An 18,859-nucleotide genomic window follows, 5' to 3' on the forward strand; every position below is an offset into this window, starting at 1 on the left:
GAGGTGGCATGATGATAAAATATATACCCGATTCCAATGGTCTGGAGCCCTCTTGCGCCGAGAGCAAGACCACAGACCTGGCAGTGTCCGCCCATCAGGACGACATTGAGATCATGGCGGCAAAGGGAGTCATAGACTGCTTTGGAAAGGACGACCGGTATTTCGGAGCCGTGATAGTCACTGACGGAGCCGGCAGCCCCAGAGACGATCTGTATGCTGACTACACCGATGACGATATGAAGACCATCAGGGTCAAGGAGCAGAAAAAAGCCGCCTACGTAGGTGAATATTCCTTCTGCGCCTTCTTGGGCTATACCAGCGCCCAGGTCAAGGACCGGTCCCAAAAGGCCGCCACAGAGGAGCTCAGCCGCCTCATAGCCCAGGCGTCTCCCGAGTGCGTATATACCCACAATATATTTGACAAACATCCCACTCACGTAGCGGTATCTCTGAGAGTCATCGAGGCCATCAACATGCTGCCTGTCTCCGCAAGGCCCAAAAAGCTGCTGGGCTGCGAGGTGTGGAGAAGTCTGGACTGGATATCCGACGACAAAAAGATCATCCTGGACGTTTCCTCTCACGAAAACATATCCAATGCCATACTGGGCGTCTTTGATTCGCAGATATGCGGAGGCAAGCGCTACGATCTGGCCACCTCGGGAAGACGCAGAGCCAACGCCACCTATCTGGCGTCTCACGGCACGGACACGGTCTCGCTGGCAAATATCGGTGTGGATATGACTGAGCTCATATCCGAGAGCCCGGTGACTCCGGAGGAATTTGCTGAGAAATATCTGGACATGTTCCGCCGGGAGCTGCTCTCCAACATACATGGATGACGGCTATATAAGCATCACTGACCGGGTGGCGGAAAAGCTGTCCATGCTGCCGGACCAGCCCGGCTGTTATCTCATGAAGGACGATGACGGCCGCATCCTCTACGTGGGCAAGGCCAAGTCTCTGAAAAACAGAGTCACCTCCTATTTTCACAGATCCACAGCCCTGACCCGACGCAAAAGAAGGATGGTCTTCGAGATCAGGGACCTGGACTTTGTGGTGGTGGACACCGAAAGGGAAGCCTTCATACTGGAAAACAACCTCATCAAAAAGCACATGCCTCCCTACAACGTGCTTTTAAAGGATGACAAGAGCTATCCCTATATCGCAGTTACTCTGTCCGACACTTATCCCCGGGTACTGGTAAGGCACAAGCTGCGCCGCAGCAAAAACGACCGGGACAGGTATTTCGGTCCCTACACCGACGGAGCGGCTGTCAAGGAAACGGTCAGTCTTATACGCCGTATATTCCGCGTCCCCTGCGGCTACAGGGAGCCGGACAAGGCCAAAAAGGGCTGTATGTACTGGCACATAGGACAGTGCGTGGGAGTGTGCGCCGGCAAGGCCACTCACGCCGATTATATGGAGGCCGTGAGTGACGTCATCGCTTTTCTCGAAGGCAAAAGGACCGAGCTCATAAAGGAGCTCAGGGCAAGGATGCTCTCTGCCAGCGACAATATGGATTTTGAGCAGGCAGCCAGATTGAGGGATCAGATCAGATCCATAGAGCGTATCTCGGGCAATCAGAACATCATATCCGGAGATCTGGCCGACAGGGACGTACTGGCCCTGGACATGTCCGGCGGCTTTGCCTGCGTGTACGTCATACAGATGCGCAAGGGCTGCGTCATAGGCCAGAATTCCTTTGAGCTGACCAACGCCGATGAAGAAGCGCCGGAGGCCGCCCTTTCGGGATTTGTGTCCTCGTATTACGGCGAGCAGAACATCCCGCCGTCAGAGATATTGGTGAGCTGCGCCGCCGAGGAAGGACTGGCAGACACCCTCTCCGCCCTCAGGGGCTCCCGGGTCTCTGTCATCATGCCCCGGAAGGGCAGGAAAAAGGAGCTGCTTTTGCTGGCAGTCAACAATGCTGCCAAGCAGCTGGATATGATCAAGAAAAGGTTTACAGCCGCAGACAGCTTCAACACCGAAAGCCTTGCCGAGCTGGCTGAAGCCGCCGGGATGGACCATCTGCCTCTCAGGATGGAATGCTATGACATCAGCCACATACAGGGCGACTGCACCGTGGCTTCGCTGGTCACCTTTATCAACGGTGTCCCCGACAAGGATCTGTACCGCCATTTCAAATTAAGGTCCACCGAGGGCAAGCCCGATGATTTTATGTCCATGAAGGAAGCGCTCACCAGAAGGCTGACAGGGTCTCTGAGAAAGACTCCCGCCTTTGAAGCTCTGCCGGATCTGTTTGTGATAGACGGCGGCAAGGGTCAGCTTTCCTCAGTACTGGAGATCCTGAGGGAAAACGGGGCGGAAGACGCCAGAGTCATCAGTCTGGCAAAGCGGGACGAGATCATCTTCCTGGAGGACATGTCCCCTGTAGTATTGCCCAAAAGGTCCAGAGGTCTCATGCTGCTGCAGCGCATCAGAGACGAAGCCCACAGGTTCGCCATCACTCATCACAGGACCCTGAGATCAAAGACTGTCCGACAGTCCCGGCTCCAGAAGATCGAGGGCATAGGCCCTGCCAGAGGCAAGGCCCTGATAAAAGCCTTCGGCAGTCTGGACAAGCTCAAGTCGGCAGACGTGGAGGAGCTCATGTCGGTACCCGGCATCAGCCGCATCTATGCACAGCGGATATACGACCATTTTCATGCCGCGGAAGAAGGTCGGAAGGATATATGAAAACCAAGAGAATAGTCATCATCACCGGTGTATCCGGTTCGGGAAAATCACTGGCGCTCAACAGCCTGGAGGAAATGGGCTACTACGTGTGCGACAATCTGGCCCCGCAGCTGCTGCCGTCTCTGGTGGACCTGCTCTCGCCCAACGAAGCCATACCGGGTCTTGCCGTGGTCATAGACAAGCGCTCGGGAGAGCTGTTTGACGAAGCCCTGACCTGCGTCAAGGAGCTGAAGTCCCGTCCCACCGCAGGCTTTGTGTCGCCCGTGGTACTGTATCTGGACTGCGCGGAAGAAGAGCTCATCAGAAGGTTCAGAGAGACCAGGAGAAAGCATCCCCTCTCCTCCCCCGACATCAGTATTCTGGACGCCATCAGGAACGAACGGGCCGTATTGCAGGACATGCGCGGCGCAGCCGACAGGATCATAGACACCTCCAAAAGCTCGGCAGATATGCTGCGCAAGAGCCTGAAGCAGCTCTTTGACTCCGACTCCGTCAAGGAAGATCTGAATATCACCATCATGTCCTTCGGATACAAATACGGAGCTCCTCTCGAAGCGGATCTCATGTTTGACGTCCGTTTTCTCAAAAACCCCTACTGGGTCAGCGGTCTCAGAGAGCTCACCGGGCTGGATAAAGCCGTGAAGGAATACGTGCTGTCGGACTCCAAGACCAAGAACTACCTGAAAAAGCTCTACGGTCTCATCGATTTTACCATTCCCGAATATACCCGGGAAGGCAAAGCCTATCTCACCATAGCCATAGGCTGCACCGGAGGCAGGCACAGATCCATCACCATAGCCGACGAGCTGGGAAAATATCTCATATCCAAGAACTATCCCGTGAGGATAGATCACAGAGAAGCATTCAGATTTGGGCGGTAAAAGATGAAAAACAGATTTGTATCCGACCTGAAGCTCCTGTATCCCGGCCTCGGGATCAAGCGCTGGTTCCTGCTGCTGGGAGCAGGCGTTGCTCTCATTGCCTTTGGCCTCATGCTCACTCTGGGGACCGATATACTGAAGATCGAGAGGTATTTTGCTATCCGTCTTTTCAGCTCCACAGGCCTTATGCTGACAGACGGGACCACCAACACAGTCATTTGCTTCCTGTTCCTGCTGGTCGGCATCATCTGCATATTGCTGGCCGTGAGACAGATAGTCATCAATGTGTTCCGTACAGTCCACCCCCATGCGGACTCCCGTATCGCGGACATGGTCTTTGAAAAGCATCTCCTGTCGGAGGGACTGAAGATCACGGTCATAGGAGGCGGCACCGGTCTTTCCACTCTCCTGAGAGGACTGAAGGAGTATTCGGCCAATATCACTGCCATAGTGTCCGTGACGGACAACGGCGGCAGCACGGGCAGACTGAGGGAAGAGCAGGATATTCCGGCTCCCGGAGATATCCGCAACTGTATCATCGCTCTGGCAGACAAGGGAGAAGATATGGAGAAGCTGTTCCAGTACAGATTCAACACTCTGGTACCGGAGTTGGAAAAACACTCCTTCGGCAACCTGTTTATAGCCACTCTCACTCAGCTCACAGGTTCCTTTGAGACCGCTGTGGAACGGTTTGCGGACATCCTCGCTATCAGAGGCAAGGTGTATCCCTGTTCAGGGGACTCCATAGACCTGATCGCCACCTTTGAGGACGGTACCGAAGTCAGGGGCGAGACCGATATCGTGGATTACAACAAGCCCATCAAGAGCATCCGTCTCTCGGACCGCAATGCCAAAGCGCCCAAGGGAGCCGTGGACGCCATCATGAATGCGGACATCGTCATTCTCGGCCCCGGTTCGCTCTATACCAGCATAGTACCCAACCTGCTGGTAAAGGAAATAAGGGCGGCCCTTATCAAGACTCACGCCCCCAAAATACTGGTGTGCAACGTCATGACTCAGAAGGGCGAATCCGACGGGCTGTCTGCCTCAGGGCACTGCAGCGCCATACAGAACGTCATAGGCAGAAAGAAGATACTGGACTACGTGCTGGTCAACACCTATCAGCCCATGAACAGCCAGGCAGAAAAATACATGAAGGCCGGCCAATTCTACGTGAAGGCCGATCTGGACAATATAAACAAGATGGGGATCAAGGCCATCAGCGGGAACTTCATCAATACCAGCAGTACCGTGAAGCATGATCCCGCAAAGGTAGCCGAGGCTATTATAAAGGTATTCTGACATGAACATCAAACGCTTACCCAAAAAGACCGTCGTGATCGCAGCCATAGCCTGCGGCGTCTTCCTGCTGTGGATGGTGTCCTACCTCTGCATCAAAGCCGGCATAGAAAAAAAGCTCTCCGGCGAGATAGAAAACAAGACCCACAGCCCTGCCCGAGTGCGCATATATTCGGATATGTTTTCCATCTTCGGCGGCCGCATCAGAAAGGCAAACGTGGACATAACTACGGACAACAACACGGGCTACGTAAAGCTGACCCTATCCGGTATACGCATCAACGCCCGTGATCCTCAGCAAAGCAATATCGGAAAGATGGTTTTTGACATCAAGGTGTCCGAGAACACCTTGCTCGGCATCATAAAAAGCGGCGCGCAGAATCTGAACATACAGATGTCCGGCGGTTACGTGACTGTCAGCACCAACCAATACAACGCCGTGGGCGTGCTGCAGGCCTCGGGACCTTCCGTATATCTGCGCATCGTCAGGGCCTCTGCCGGGGGATACGCTGTGGATCCGTCCTCTGTAGACAAGCAGATCAATCCTATCATTAGCAAAGACAACCTGAACTTCAAAAGGTTTGAATATCTGGCCGGCGGCAGCAATGCGGGCTTTTATGTGATGACGGGCGAAGTCACCCGTCTTGACGGCCTGCGCGGCTTTTGACGACAACGAGGAGGCAGCAATTGTTCAACAAAAAAACCCGGGCAGCGCTGATGCTGTTCATATTTCTGGTCGGTCTCCTTATGGGCTGCTCCCTGGTGAACAAACAGATACGCAAGGCCAGCGATCCTCTGGATCACCTGAGCGCATCCACCGATGGAGCCCTGAGCACCCTCTTCAATCCCACCAGTACCTTTTATGCAGTCATGCGGGCCATGAATACGGAATACGTGGAAAAGATCACCCCCGAGTTCGAGACCCGGATGTCCGTCAATCTCGTCAAGGGCATGCTGCGTGAAATGGGTGATCAGAATACCAGATACGTGGAGCCCGAGGAGGCCGCTCTGCTGATCAATGCGGAAAAAGGCGATTTTGAAGGCATAGGCATCCGGTCCCGCATAATACCCACCGAGATAGACGGCATCCGGGAAGAACAGCTGCACGTAGGCTCTGTGATCCCGGGCTCCAATGCATACAAAGCAGGTCTCAAGGACGGAGATATCATCCTGTCCGTGAACGGCAAGGACGTATTGCCCTACAATCCTCTGGCCAGAGCCGAAAAGGCCCTCAACGAATACAGGATGAAGCCGGACATCACCAAGCAAAAACAGCTGCAGAAATATCTGGATGACGAAAATGCCCGAGTAGATAAGGGCGTCATGATACTTGAAGCGGAAAAACAGCTGGAAAGAGGCTCCGAGGGCCATTTTGTTCTCGCTGTAAAACGGGGCTCCGAACAAAAGACTGTCGAAGTCGATGCAGGCAAATATCATCTGGATATCATTGAGACCAAAGACATAGCCGGATACAAATATATTAGGATCAACTATATATCCGGGGATCTGAAAAAGGCTCTCTCAGGTGAGACGTCTGATGCCGGCAAGGGGCTGATACTTGACCTCAGAGACGTTTTCGGGGGCAGCAGCGAAGGGACCTCCGACGCGTTGTCGCTGTTCCTGCCTTCCAGGACACTCTATCGGGTATCCGCTCAAAAGAGCAGACTGCTGAGGACTCCCGCCTGTTCCGAGCCCTGCCGAGCCCCTGTGATGGTGTTGGTGAACAGCGGTACCAGCAGAATGAGCGAGATCATGGCTGCTTCTCTCAAAGCCTTTTATCCCGACACAGTCATCTGCGGCGAAGCCACCGAAGGCGACTTTACCGAGCTCACCTATTTCGGGCTGGACAACGGAGGCGGCTATACCATGACTTCGGGAAAATACATGACACTCGCCAACAAGGAACCCGAGCCCGTCAGCCCGGACGTGGCTTTTTCCGGCGACACCGGCGTTTTGCCCGACTCAGCCTTTATCGCCAAGGCCTTCGGGAGGTAAAATATGAAGAGTATCATCAAATATATCATCTGCTGCATCATCGTCTTTATGCTCGGCGTGGCTACCCCCATATTGGTGTTTGCTCACGTCACCTCCGGCCGCACGGTGATAGACAGCGGCAGGCAAATGATGGCAGCTCTGAGGAACTTTCCTCAAAAGGGTCAGGTCGCGGGAGTCATCAGGAAACCCGACCTGAAGGCTACCGACACCTACACGGCAGTGATGAGGGATCTGGAAAACACCTATTACAAAAAGATAGATCCCGTAAAGGTCACCTATTCCGGTATCAGCGGGATGCTCACCACCTGCGAAGACCCCTTTACCTATTTCATCGAGCCCGAAGCCTACAAGTCCATGCGCGAGGAGACCGAAGGCAATTTTTCGGGCATAGGCGCAGTGCTCAAGAAAAACGAGCTGGGGGAGACCAAGATCCATGAGATCATTGAAGGCGCTCCTGCCGAGGGCGCCGGTCTGCTGGCCGGTGATATCATACTGAAGGTAGATGATTTTGACTGCCATGACAAGGATCTGGACACCATAGTCAAGCGCATCCGCGGCGAGATAGGGACACAGGTGACTCTGACTATTTCCCGCAAGGGAGAAAAAACTCCCCGGACCATCACCGTCACCCGGGCAGTCATACAGGAAACCACGGTGACAAGCCGTATGCTCACCGAAGCGGACGGCTTCAGAAAGGCCGACGGCATCGGCTACATCAGACTGCATCAATTCAATCAGAAGGCAGACGCGGAGGTGGACAAGGCCTGGACCAAGCTGGAATCGGAAGGGATGAAGGCCCTGATCTTCGACCTCAGGGGCAATCCCGGCGGTCTTTTGACCATGGCTATCAGCGTAGGCAGCCGCTTTATAGACAAGGGTGACGTAGTGATCATCCGTGAAAAGGGCGGCAAGAGGATAGACGTTCCCATCGAACGCGCGGCGCAGGACCATCCGTTTCTTCCCGTAGCCGTGCTGGTCAACGGCATGTCTGCCAGCGCCTCGGAGATCGTCTCCGGCGCCATCAAGGACAATCACGCAGGCACTATCATCGGCACAGTCACCTTTGGCAAGGGGCTGGTACAGTCCATAGTGCCCATTATGACCGACGGAAGCGCCTGCAGCATCACCACCGCAAAGTATTATACTCCCGCTGATATAGATATCAACAAAAAGGGTATCGAGCCGGACATCATGATCGAAGAAAGCGAGAATTACGATCCCGACAATATCAGGACGGACAACCAGCTGAGCTGCGCCGTCAACGTGCTGCGGGTCAAGCTGGGCTTGAGGGACGAACGCACCCTGCAGAGCTATTACACTCAGTCGGAAAAGCTCCTCAGGGAGTACAGAAGCAAAAAAGCAAAGGAACGAAAGGAGTAAACATGGATACCTTGTGGGCCGGTTGGCGCTCTAAATACGTGGGGTCTTCCCAAAAAAGCAGCGGCTGTATATTCTGTGATTTTGCCCGGACCGATGAGCTCGAGGCCAATCACATCCTCTATCGCGGGGAGCTGTCCTATATAGTCATGAACAAGTTCCCCTACTCCAACGGACACCTGATGGTGATACCCAAAAGGCATCTGTCGGACTTTACCTTGCTTACCGCCGAAGAATCCGCCGAGGTGATGCATCTGGCCAGATATGCCGTAGCGGCTCTCAGGGACACCTATTCCCCCCACGGCTTCAATATTGGCTGGAATATAGGCTCCGCGGGAGGCGCCGGCATAGCCGCCCATATGCACATGCACATAGTGCCCAGATGGGAGGGCGACACCAATTTCATGCCCGTTATCGGCGAGACCAAGGTGATACCGGAGGATCTGGACGTGTCCTTTGCCAGGATCAAATCCAGCCTTGACAGGATACTTGCGGCGGCCGGTCATGAATAAGGCAGATATGCTGGCCAGGCTCAGGGAAGAGACCCTCGCCTGCCATAAATGCAGGCTCTCATCCACCAGGACCAAGGTGGTGTTCGGCGAAGGCGATCCCGAGTCGCCTCTCGTTATCGTGGGAGAGGGCCCCGGAGCCACAGAGGACGAGACCGGCATTCCCTTTGTGGGCAAGGCCGGCCGGCTCCTTACGGAATGTCTGATGGAATGCGGTATAGAGCGCAAGCGCGTATTTATCTGCAACGTGGTAAAATGCCGGGCCTGTATCGTGGGCGAAAAAACCATAAAAAACAGGCCTCCCGAGCCCGACGAGATCGACAGCTGCAAGGACTGGCTCCTGGGGCAGCTGGCCATATTGCAGCCCATGGTCATTCTGGCTCTTGGCGCACCGGCTACCAGATTTCTTCTGGGAAGACAAAACGTGGCCATGACCAAAGAGAGAGGCGTCTTTTATGAAAGTGCTTTCGGGATACCGGTCATTCCTTCATTGCATCCGTCCTATATACTGCGCAATCAGTACAAGGACGGTGACGGAGGCAAGAGTCTGCTGGTGGCAGATATAGAAGCTGCCAGAAAAAAGGTGATAGAGCTCAAGCGCGCCAAAAAGCGCAGCGAGGAGACCGGCGACAAGGCGCCCAAAGTTCCTGCGGAAAGGCCCGCAGAACAGGATGCCGCCCCGGAAAGCGCGGAGCCTTTTGACAAGTATTCCTTCAGGGAAAAGGAGCTGGGGATATGAGATATTGTTTGATTATTATGCTGCTGTTTCTGTATGCGCCCCTGCTTGCCTCTCAGGTCACCCTGCGTGGCACTGTGGGTGATCAGGACCTTGCCTACACGGGCGAAGAGATCGATGGTGAAAAGGCTTTCTCAGTGAAAAGCAACAGCATCTACGTGATGATCACCGAGCTCTATCCCTATTCTCCCACAAAGGACTGCCCTGCATACTCTTATACAGTGGACATCACCGGAGAAGCGCCCTTTGTCCGGCATTTCACGGGACCAGGCTTTGGTCCTGTGTCTTATTTTATCAGGCTGTCCTCGACGGCCAAAAACAAAAAAGTGACAATCAGGGCCTCGGGAGAAGTCAAGCCGGTGATATCTCAGGTCAAAGGCGTATCTGCCGACGACCTGGCCCGGGAGAAAAAGCGCGATTCCTTCATCATCTCGGGCCTCATCCCGCCGGTGTCTCCCAACCTGGAGGGCCTGGAGCCTCCCGTCAGAGAGCTGGCCGAATCTCTTCCGGACCTGCCGGAGGAATATCACATTTCAAAGGGAGTGAGCACCGAGATCAGGTATGCCAACACTCCCGACAACGTGCTCAGGGATATAGCCGACGCTTTTTATTTGCTCCACGACAAATACTCCCTGAAGATCATCATAGGAATGGTATCCTGGTGGAGCGGCACTCCCCGTTTTGTTAACGACCCGGAGGGGCTGCCCTTCGGAGACGAAAAGTATCAGCAGATATGCTACAGCCCGGACCTGAAATTCCCTTTCAGCCAAAAGCTCAGTGATCTGCTGGGACCGAGATACAACACCCATTATACGTCCACCCAGCCCAACCAATGGGCAAATACGCCCTGGCTCACCATGAATTCCGACGCCCTGTTTGAATTCAGGCGCGACACTCTCCGCAAGGCCTTTGAGATACTGGGAGGAGCAGCGGATACCACCGACTGGATCGACAACGTATATATGGAAAATGAGCCCAAATATTTTGACATGGTCCTGGACAGGGACGGCGCCTACGGAGAGCGGCTGTGGGCCGACTTCAACCCTTTTGCTGTGGCAGCGGCCAAGAAAGACGGCGTGGAGCTGGACCCCGGGGACGGTCTTTCCGAAGAAGAGCTGCTGTGGCTCCACAGGAACGTGTCGGAATACAATACCCGCAGCGCCGGGATGTACAGGGAGATCATGCAGGAGCTTGGCTTTGGTCAGGATATCTACACCCATTCCCTGTATCAGGGAAGGGACGTGTTTCCCTGCAATATGCTGAAGGGCAAGCCAGCGTCCGAGTGGGCAGTGTCGGCCAAGGCATTTACCGGTCTGGAAAGCTGCACCATCCCCATGCTGCCCTCGGACATATACAGAGTGAGGGAACACGGGCGCTGGACCAATCTCAATCGCGAAGAAAACGACGGCATGCCTCTGACGCTGCACCTCTATGACCTGAGGCTGGCGTATATGATGGGCGCGGACTACTACAATTCATACAACTGGCACTCCATAGGTCAGGGCGCCTATGCCGGCTATGCCTCTGACTTTGCAAAGGGCTTCCCCTGCCCCGCGGAAAAGCCTCAGGACGTCAAAAAGCAGGCAGCCGACGTTCTCGGCATCTGTCTGCCTTACGGACTCCTCAGCTTCACGGAGCTCACAGTCAGGACTCGACCTCTGGAGAGGGAGCTGACGACCACTGCTGCCCTCAGTGATCCCGACGGCAACCTGATAGCGCAGGTGCCCATAAAAGCAGAGGCAAACACGGATACCATCAGGATAGTGTTCCCCTCCATGCTGGAGTGTCCCATGAACAAGGATCTGTCCCTTGTCATACCCGGATGCGATCTGCTGACAGAAGGCGTCACCGTGGGTATAGATCTCCACGAGCAGCGTATGCTGTCCCGCTTGATAATAAACAACAAGGTGAAATGATATGCAACTGAATCTCAAGGACAACGCAGCCTTTGACATGGTGGCTCTGGGTGAAATAATGCTCAGGCTCGACCCGGGAGAAGGCAGGATCAAAACTGCCAGACGCTTCAACGTCTGGGAAGGCGGCGGCGAATACAACGTCGCGAGAGGTCTCAGGCGATGCTTTGGTCTGAAGACTGCCGTCATCACCGCTTTTGCCGACAATGAGGTGGGCCGTCTGGTGGAAGACTTTATCCTTCAGGGCGGAGTGGACACATCCCTTATCAAATGGGTGCCTTACGACGGCATAGGCAGGACAGTCCGCAACGGACTGAACTTCACCGAGAGAGGCTTTGGAGCCCGCGGCGCTCTGGGTGTGTCGGACAGGGGCAATACTGCCATATCCCAGATGAAGCCCGAAGACTTTGACTTTGACTATATATTCGGAGAGCTGTGCTGCAAATGGCTCCATACGGGAGGCATATTCGCAGGCCTGTCCGAAAACAGCGCCCTGACCGCCATAGCAGCCGTGAAGGCTGCCAAAAAATATGGCACCATAGTATCCTATGACCTGAATTACCGTCCGTCCATGTGGAAAAATATAGGAGGCCTCCACAAGGCACGGGCAGTCAACAGAGAGATCGCCCGATACGTGGATATCATGATAGGCAACGAGGAAGATTTTACTGCCTGTCTGGGCTTTAAGGTGGAGGGCAATGACGCCGATCTCAAGAGCCTCAATATAGAGGGCTACAAGAAAATGATCGGAGAGGTCACCCGGGAGTATCCCAACTTCAAGGCCATAGCCACCACTCTGAGGACCGTCAAGTCCGCCAGCCGCAACGATTTTTCTGCCATATTGTGCGTGGACGGCACTGTGTACAGCGCCCCATATTATGCGGATCTGGAGATCATGGACAGAGTAGGAGGAGGCGACAGCTTTGCATCGGGTCTGATATACGGGCTGATGACCACCGGGGACCCTCAATGGTCGGTAAATTGCGGGACTGCCCACGGCGTGCTCGCCATGACTACGCCGGGAGACACCAGCATGGCCAGCAAAAAAGAAGTGGAAGCTCTCATGCAGGGCAAGGGAGCCAGAGTGTCGAGATAATGCTGTATGGCGTCCCGCCGCAAGGGGGACGCCATTATATTATTTGCCTTGCAGCTGTCTGACCTCCGAGGGGGTCAGGGAGCGATATGTCCCCTCTTTGACTCCTGTGAGACCGATCCCTCCGACCTCCACCCGCGAAAGGTGCTTGACGTCATGACCTATGGATGCGAACATGCGTCTCACCTGTCTGTTGCGGCCTTCGTGAATGACTATCTCCACTCTGGAGAGGTTTTTTCTGCTGTTGTAGGACACAAAGGAGGCGTGACAGGGCATGGTCCTGCGTCCGTCCAGCACCACTCCTTCTCTGATGGTATCCATCTCTTCTCTGGTGATCTGTCCCATGCAGTAAGCCACGTATTTTTTGTCGATGCCCGAAGAGGGATGCATCAGCGCGTTGGCAAAATCACCGTCGTTGGTCAAAAACAGGAGACCGGTGGTGTTTTTGTCCAGCCTGCCCACGGGATACAGGGATTTGTCCGGCACCAGCGCCATCACCGAGGTCTCTCCTGCAAAGGAGGCTCTGGTGCACACGTACCCTGCCGGCTTGTTCAACAGCAGATACTTTTTGCGAGTGTTGATCCTGATAGGCTTGTCATAGACGCGGATGTCATTTGCGTCTGGGTCTGCTTTCTGGCCTAAAACAGCTCTTTGTCCGTCTACTGTGACCGCGCCTGCCAGAATGATCTCTTCGCATTTTCTTCTTGATCCGAGACCCGCCTTTGCCATGATTTTTTGCAATCTTTCTTCCACTTGCTATTACACCTGCCAAAATTAGTATGCAGCCTGCGGCGATCAAGATCACCTTGATCACCTTCCAGAGAAATACTCCTATACCGGCAATGACCACTCCTGCCGTGAGGGTGCTGCCTGGCTTGACGTCCTCCGACGCCACTATATCCACGCAGGAAACTTCCTTAAGTCCCCTGAAAGCCTTGGCCTTGCCAATGATATCGCCCTTTTTGATGGGCGCTGTCAGCTCATTGGACACTACGAATTTGTATTCCAAATCACCGGCTTTTTCGTTCCTGGGAGTCAGACAGGACAGGTCCGATACCATGACTCCTCTGACCTTGTCGGGAGAATTGGAGACGTTGTACTCTATATTGAACTTGTCTTTGGAGAACACGATCTCTTTTCTGAAATGACCGAAGCCAAAATCCATGAGGGCAATGGTCTCGTCGGTGACCTGAGGTGAATTGAGTATGCAGCTCACCAGCCTGATCCCGTCTTTTTCGGCAGAGGCCACCAGGCAGTTGCCCGCCTGCTTCACGTATCCCGCCTTGAGTCCGGTGGCGTATTTGTATTGTTTGGTGAACTTGGTCTTGTTGAAGATCAGCACGTTTTGCCTGTTTTCGGTACGGGAATCCAGTACGTATCTTCTGGTCATGGCCAGCTCGGGTATGATGGGATATTTGAGAGCTTCCTTGCCCAGCAAACACATGTCATACGCAGACGAATAATGGTTCTTGTCGTAGAGGCCGTGAGGATTCACAAAATGGGTGTCCATCATCCCCAGCTCCATAGCCTTCTTGTTCATGAGGGAGGCAAAGCGTTTGGTGTTGCCGCTTATGGCTTCCGCAAACAACACGCAGGTGTCGTTGGCAGATTTGACCACGGCCCCGGCCAGAGCGTCCTGCACGCTGATCTTTTCGCCTTTGGTCATGTAGAGAGAAGTAAAGGGAGTGGCCGCCACGTTTTCCGACGCAGTCAGCATGTCGTCCAGGGGAAGTCTTTCCAGCGCCAGGATACAGGTCATCAGCTTGGTGGTGCTGGCGTTGGGCAGATGGGCGTATTGGTTCTTCTTATAGAGCACCTGCCCCGTATCGGCATCCATCAGGCAGGCAGCCTTGCAGGTGAGGATGGGAGCGCCGCTTTTGTCATAGGTGATGGCGGGCTCTTTTTCGGCCTCCTGGCAATAAGCGGCGAGACTGACGAGAAGCAGAATAAGGACTGAGAAATATCTTTTATACATAATAAGACCAAGGGTTTATACGGCAGGACCGGCCGACATCTCCCGACGCTCCGGAGCTGCAAGAAGCCCGGGCTATGGGAGCTACATAAATATTATACCATATATGCAGTTTATATGATATACTCGGCCGCCCCTGCAAAAGCCCCGGACCTGTTGAAAAAAACTGCCGTATAGGGTAATATATAAATGTGATCAGTCTTGAGATACCCACTTATATAAGGAGCGTTCAGTGATCCATCCGGATGACATACAGAAAATCATCGGCCCCGAGGGCATTTTTGCAAAAAAGACCCCGGGCTATGAGACCAGACGCCAGCAGATAGATATGAGTCTGTCTGTGGCCGATGCCTTCAACCACGGCCGGCTGCTGCTGGCGGAAGCAGGCACCGGCGTAGGCAAGACCCTGGCATATCTTTCGCCGGCTTACTATCTGGCCAGGGATGGCCGGGTCATTATCATATCCACCAACACCATCAATCTGCAGAACCAGCTGATCCGCAAGGACATCCCCGCCTTGTTTGATCCGGAAGAGATCAGCTACGCGCTGGTAAAGGGCCGCAACAATTACGTGTGCAGATCCGAGGTGGATTATGCCGCCGGGAGCATCCTCCACGACGGCGAGAAGCTTTTCAAGCGTTTTCTCAAATGGGTGGGCAAGACCGAGACCGGCGATTATGAAGACATCGACTTTGAGTTTCCCTACTGGGCCGAAGTCAGAAGCGACATGCATACCTGCCGCAAAAACGAGTGTCCCTACTTTCAGTCCGGCAGATGCTTCTATTACAACATGCGCAAAAAGGCCGAAGGGGCCAGGCTCATAGTCACCAATCACGCCCTGTTTTTCTCCGACTTGGCCCTGAAAGCCCAGGACAGGGGGCCGGGAGGAGACAAGGCCGGCGACATTCTGCCCGAATACAGCTGCGTGGTCTTTGACGAAGCCCATCATCTGGAAGAAGTGGCCAGCAACGTGTTCAGCGCAGAGCTGTCCAACCTGTCTCTGCCCTATATCCTGAAGAGGCTCAGGAATCGCAAAGAATTTGACCTGTCCGATGCCCTGCTGGATTCGGTGGGCAAGCTCTCTGATATGATGTTTGGGCAGATCCGTACGGACAAGCCGGACTTTTTCATAGAGGACGTATCCTCTCCGGAGCTCTTGTCCGCAGCCCGGGATCTGTCAGAGCAGCTGGGAGTCGTCATCGACGAGCTGGAGGACATAGAGGACAAGGATATTCGCGCTCAGGCCGAATCCTTTTGCGATATGCTCTCAGAGGTGCGTATGTCCATCGGAGACATACTCTTCGGTCAGAGCGAAGAAATGTTCAGATGGGGTGAAGTGAGAGGTGAGACCAGGAACATAGTCAGCCTTCACTCCACTCCCGTGTCGGTGTCCGACGGTCTGAGAGACAATCTGTTTGCCCGAGGCGACACTTCCATAGTGCTGACCTCCGCCACGCTGGCAAGCGGCGAGGGCTTTGATTATATCAAATCCCGTCTGGGGATAGATCTCATAGAGGACGAGGACAGAGTGCGGGAGTACGTGTACGACAGTCCCTTTGACTACAGGGAGCAGATGCTGCTCTACGTCCCCAGGGATACTCCCCCTCCCTCAGACAGCATGGAATACGCCGCTCTTCTGGCAGATAAGACCGAGCAGCTGCTGTCCGTCACCCGCGGAGGAGCATTTTTGCTGTTCACCTCTTACAGCATGATGAACAAGGTGTACGATATCCTCGCCCGCAAAGGCAGCTATGACTACATCAGGCAGGGCGATATGCCCGGGGCGCAGCTCATAAAAGAATTCACCGAGGACCCCAACACGGTGCTCATGGGCACCTCCGGCTTTTGGGAGGGCGTGGACATACCCGGTGACAGGCTGAGACTGGTGGTCCTGGACAAGATCCCCTTCCCGGTGCCTTCCAGTCCTTCGGTAAAGGCCAGGTGCGACTATATCAAGGATCTGGGAAAGGATCCCTTTGACGACTATTCTCTGCCGGAGGCTGCCATCAGGCTGAAGCAGGGCATGGGCCGGCTGATCCGCACCCGCTCCGACAAGGGAGTAGTGGCTATACTGGATTCGCGTCTGCACACCAAGCGCTACAGATATAATCTTTACAAGGCCTTTCCCGGGTGCAAGGGCGTTACCACCATAGACAAGGTAAAGGACTGGGTGGACGCCAGAATGGATATAGACAGGATCCTGAAAGAGACGGCTCCGCAGGACGCCCCCGGGGACTCTGATGACAAATAATACGGACCAAGGTCCGAAACATACAGGAGACAACATGGAAATCTTCAAGCTGATATTGTGCGCGCTGCTGCTGGTCCTCCTCGGAGGGACTGCCGCCTGCGCAAAGGAAGTACAGAACTGGCATGACGATGCCTGCTTTGGCATCCATTTCGACCTTCACGCCAGCATGAGCGACACGATGCTGGGAGAAGGCCTCACAGAGGAAGCCCTGGAAGACTTTCTCAGGAGAGTAAAGCCCGATTGGATACAGTGCGACTGCAAGGGCCATTCGGGCATCACCAGCTGGCCTACCAAGGTGGGCACTCCCTCCCCCGGCATCAAAAAGGATGCTCTCAGGATACACAGAGACGTGACCAAAAGAATGGGCGTCAAGCTGGGAGTCCATTATTCCGGCGTGTACGACATCAGAGCCTGTGAGCTGCATCCCGACTGGGAAGCCATAGGTCCCGACGGCTCCCGCTCCGGAGGTATGGTGTGTCTCACCTCCGACTACGCAAAGGAGCTGGAGATACCCCAGATGGAGGAGATAGTCCGCGAATATGACGTGGACGGCTTTTGGGTGGACGGCGACTGCTGGGCAGTCCGCTGCTGCTGGTGCGACCGCTGCAAGGCCGAATTCAAAAAGAGGACCGGGCTCGATGCTCCCGAAGGCAGAGGCGGCGACAACTGGCTGGCTTACAACAAGTTTTTCAGAGACCTGTTTGACGAAAACGTCACCTCTTACACCAACGCCATACACGCTCTGAAGCCCGAGTGCACCGTCATCAGCAACTGGTACTACACCTTCGGACACCCCTCTCCCGAAAAGGTGCCCACCGACTACATCTCCGGCGACCTCTCCCCCAACAAGGCTCTGAAGTCTGCCATGCTGGAAGGCGCCTTTTTGCCCAACAGGACCAAGGACTGGGATCTGATGGTATGGGGCTTCACTCCCAAGCCCAATGGTCCCTACACCGGCAAGTCCGCCCTGAGGCTTGTGCAGGAGTGCGGATATATCGCAGCCTGCGGCGGCTCTTCCATGATATATGAGCAGCCTCAGAGAAACGGCGTCTTTACCGACTGGTACACGGAAGAATTTGCGCAGGTCTCCAAGTTCATCAAAGAGAGAGGCATGGAGCTGAGGCACACGGAGCACTACAAGCAGGCTCTTATCCTCATGGATGAAGATTGGTTCTACAGACGCTATGGCACCTTCCTCATCAGTCTGGACTCGTATCCCAACGTCACCGGAGCCGCCCAGATACTCAACGAGCTGCATATACCCGTGAGTATTGCAGAGACATATATGGTCCGCAACAGCCTCTCCGACTACAGTCTCATCGTGGTCCCCGAGATAGAGCTGCCCGAAGGCTTTATGAAGCAGCTTGCCGCATACGTGGAAAACGGCGGCAACGTGATATTTGCCGGCACCGACAACAAATACGCCGCAGAGCTGCTGGGCGTCAAAAACGGCGCTTCCCAGCCCTCCGGCCCCTTCTGGATAGAAGCAGGCAAAAGAGTCGCCTCCTTCAGCAACGAATGGGAAAAGGTCGAAGCCGATACCGCAGAGGTATTCAGATACAAGCTCTGGCAGCAGCAGCCTGATATCAACAAGGGCTCCGAGCCCATTGTGACCATAAACAAGGTGGGCAAAGGCACCGCAGCCGGTATATATACCGGCATCTTCTCGTCCTATGACGTCACCGCCGAGCCCAGTATGAGGACCATCGTAGGTCAATTGATCGAAGCCATGGACGTGGACCTGGATATATTTGACGTACATGCTCCCTATTATACCCATTTGATCGCCAGAGAAAAGGATGGCAGGACATACGTGTCCTTTGCCAACACCGGCAGCGTAAAATCCCTTCTGATGAACGACGTGGACACAGAGGAGATCCCCGTCGTGAAGGAAGTATCCTTTAAGATAAAGCTGGACAAAAAGCCCGGCAAAGTATCCCTTCTGGCTGCTCCTTCCAAACGGCTCTCCCAGAGCTACAAGGACGGAGTCCTGTCCGTGAAGATAAAGGACATGGATATAGTGGATACGGTGATCATCGACTGACAGGACAAAAAAAGAGGCGGGCCCTATGGGTCCGCTTTTTTTGAGACTTACCCACAGCTCAGTCAAGTGAGCCGTACACACCCATCGACAGG

General features: G+C 54.4%; 15 protein-coding genes. 13 read left to right on the forward strand and 2 right to left on the reverse strand.

The annotated features are described in order from the left end of the window. The first annotated feature begins 8 nt into the window (after positions 1 to 8). From IK083_01270 to IK083_01320, 11 genes are read left to right on the forward strand one after another with little or no spacing between them, the layout of a single operon-like run. Entirely contained in the window at positions 9 to 839 is an 831-nt protein-coding gene (locus IK083_01270; protein ID MBR4748188.1) for a PIG-L family deacetylase, read from the forward strand. Then, on the forward strand, positions 832 to 2,697 hold the full coding sequence (uvrC, locus tag IK083_01275) for an excinuclease ABC subunit UvrC (protein ID MBR4748189.1): 1,866 nt from the start codon (positions 832 to 834) through the stop codon (positions 2,695 to 2,697). Before IK083_01270 ends, uvrC begins: the two co-directional genes overlap by 8 nt. Further along, a complete protein-coding gene (gene rapZ, locus IK083_01280; protein ID MBR4748190.1) occupies positions 2,694 to 3,578 on the forward strand; it encodes an RNase adapter RapZ in 885 nt (294 codons plus the stop codon). Before uvrC ends, rapZ begins: the two co-directional genes overlap by 4 nt. Before the next feature lie 3 nt (positions 3,579 to 3,581). Then, entirely contained in the window at positions 3,582 to 4,880 is a 1,299-nt protein-coding gene (gene yvcK / locus IK083_01285; GenBank protein ID MBR4748191.1) for a uridine diphosphate-N-acetylglucosamine-binding protein YvcK, read from the forward strand. 1 nt (position 4,881) lies between these two features. Next, positions 4,882 to 5,544, forward strand: coding sequence for a hypothetical protein (locus IK083_01290; GenBank protein MBR4748192.1), 663 nt, complete (start codon positions 4,882 to 4,884; stop codon positions 5,542 to 5,544). A 20-nt stretch (positions 5,545 to 5,564) separates the two neighbouring features. Next, positions 5,565 to 6,872 carry a PDZ domain-containing protein gene (locus IK083_01295; protein ID MBR4748193.1) on the forward strand — a complete coding sequence of 436 codons (1,308 nt, stop codon included), beginning with the start codon at positions 5,565 to 5,567 and terminating at the stop codon, positions 6,870 to 6,872. Positions 6,873 to 6,875: 3 nt separating this feature from the next. Continuing rightward, positions 6,876 to 8,252, forward strand: coding sequence for a S41 family peptidase (locus tag IK083_01300; GenBank protein MBR4748194.1), 1,377 nt, complete (start codon positions 6,876 to 6,878; stop codon positions 8,250 to 8,252). 2 nt (positions 8,253 to 8,254) lie between these two features. After that, positions 8,255 to 8,761, forward strand: a complete 507-nt coding sequence (locus IK083_01305; GenBank protein MBR4748195.1) for an HIT domain-containing protein — start codon at positions 8,255 to 8,257, stop codon at positions 8,759 to 8,761. After that, positions 8,754 to 9,497 carry a uracil-DNA glycosylase gene (locus tag IK083_01310; GenBank protein ID MBR4748196.1) on the forward strand — a complete coding sequence of 248 codons (744 nt, stop codon included), beginning with the start codon at positions 8,754 to 8,756 and terminating at the stop codon, positions 9,495 to 9,497. Before IK083_01305 ends, IK083_01310 begins: the two co-directional genes overlap by 8 nt. Beyond that, positions 9,494 to 11,410: a hypothetical protein gene (locus IK083_01315; protein ID MBR4748197.1), complete on the forward strand. Its 1,917-nt coding sequence runs from the start codon at positions 9,494 to 9,496 to the stop codon at positions 11,408 to 11,410. The genes IK083_01310 and IK083_01315 overlap by 4 nt, the downstream gene beginning before the upstream one ends. 1 nt (position 11,411) lies before the next feature. Further along, entirely contained in the window at positions 11,412 to 12,503 is a 1,092-nt protein-coding gene (locus IK083_01320) for a sugar kinase (protein MBR4748198.1), read from the forward strand. Positions 12,504 to 12,542: 39 nt separating this feature from the next. Here IK083_01320 and IK083_01325 read toward each other — a convergent pair whose 3' ends face one another. Continuing rightward, positions 12,543 to 13,229, reverse strand: coding sequence for an rRNA pseudouridine synthase (locus IK083_01325; protein MBR4748199.1), 687 nt, complete (start codon positions 13,227 to 13,229; stop codon positions 12,543 to 12,545). After that, complete coding sequence (locus tag IK083_01330; GenBank protein ID MBR4748200.1) at positions 13,111 to 14,475, reverse strand: D-alanyl-D-alanine carboxypeptidase; 1,365 nt, start codon at positions 14,473 to 14,475, stop codon at positions 13,111 to 13,113. Before IK083_01330 ends, IK083_01325 begins: the two co-directional genes overlap by 119 nt. 229 nt (positions 14,476 to 14,704) lie before the next feature. Here IK083_01330 and IK083_01335 point away from each other — a divergent pair, with 229 nt between their 5' ends. Both IK083_01335 and IK083_01340 read left to right on the forward strand, forming a co-directional pair. Then, positions 14,705 to 16,723: an ATP-dependent DNA helicase gene (locus tag IK083_01335; protein ID MBR4748201.1), complete on the forward strand. Its 2,019-nt coding sequence runs from the start codon at positions 14,705 to 14,707 to the stop codon at positions 16,721 to 16,723. Between the two features lie 34 nt (positions 16,724 to 16,757). Continuing rightward, entirely contained in the window at positions 16,758 to 18,767 is a 2,010-nt protein-coding gene (locus tag IK083_01340; GenBank protein MBR4748202.1) for a hypothetical protein, read from the forward strand. Positions 18,768 to 18,859: the final 92 nt, after the last annotated feature.

Source organism: Abditibacteriota bacterium (assembly GCA_017552965.1).
Lineage (GTDB): Bacteria > Armatimonadota > UBA5829 > UBA5829 > UBA5829 > RGIG7931.

What these genes read in the sequence shown, in the direction of transcription:
- IK083_01270 (MBR4748188.1), top strand. Translation starts at nt 9, where the DNA reads ATGATGATAAAATATATACCCGATTCCAATGGTCTGGAGCCCTCTTGC.
- uvrC (MBR4748189.1), top strand. Translation starts at nt 832, where the DNA reads ATGGATGACGGCTATATAAGCATCACTGACCGGGTGGCGGAAAAGCTG.
- rapZ (MBR4748190.1), top strand. Translation starts at nt 2,694, where the DNA reads ATGAAAACCAAGAGAATAGTCATCATCACCGGTGTATCCGGTTCGGGA.
- yvcK (MBR4748191.1), top strand. Translation starts at nt 3,582, where the DNA reads ATGAAAAACAGATTTGTATCCGACCTGAAGCTCCTGTATCCCGGCCTC.
- IK083_01290 (MBR4748192.1), top strand. Translation starts at nt 4,882, where the DNA reads ATGAACATCAAACGCTTACCCAAAAAGACCGTCGTGATCGCAGCCATA.
- IK083_01300 (MBR4748194.1), top strand. Translation starts at nt 6,876, where the DNA reads ATGAAGAGTATCATCAAATATATCATCTGCTGCATCATCGTCTTTATG.
- IK083_01305 (MBR4748195.1), top strand. Translation starts at nt 8,255, where the DNA reads ATGGATACCTTGTGGGCCGGTTGGCGCTCTAAATACGTGGGGTCTTCC.
- IK083_01310 (MBR4748196.1), top strand. Translation starts at nt 8,754, where the DNA reads ATGAATAAGGCAGATATGCTGGCCAGGCTCAGGGAAGAGACCCTCGCC.
- IK083_01315 (MBR4748197.1), top strand. Translation starts at nt 9,494, where the DNA reads ATGAGATATTGTTTGATTATTATGCTGCTGTTTCTGTATGCGCCCCTG.
- IK083_01320 (MBR4748198.1), top strand. Translation starts at nt 11,412, where the DNA reads ATGCAACTGAATCTCAAGGACAACGCAGCCTTTGACATGGTGGCTCTG.
- IK083_01325 (MBR4748199.1), bottom strand. Translation starts at nt 13,229, where the DNA reads ATGGCAAAGGCGGGTCTCGGATCAAGAAGAAAATGCGAAGAGATCATT.
- IK083_01330 (MBR4748200.1), bottom strand. Translation starts at nt 14,475, where the DNA reads ATGTATAAAAGATATTTCTCAGTCCTTATTCTGCTTCTCGTCAGTCTC.
- IK083_01340 (MBR4748202.1), top strand. Translation starts at nt 16,758, where the DNA reads ATGGAAATCTTCAAGCTGATATTGTGCGCGCTGCTGCTGGTCCTCCTC.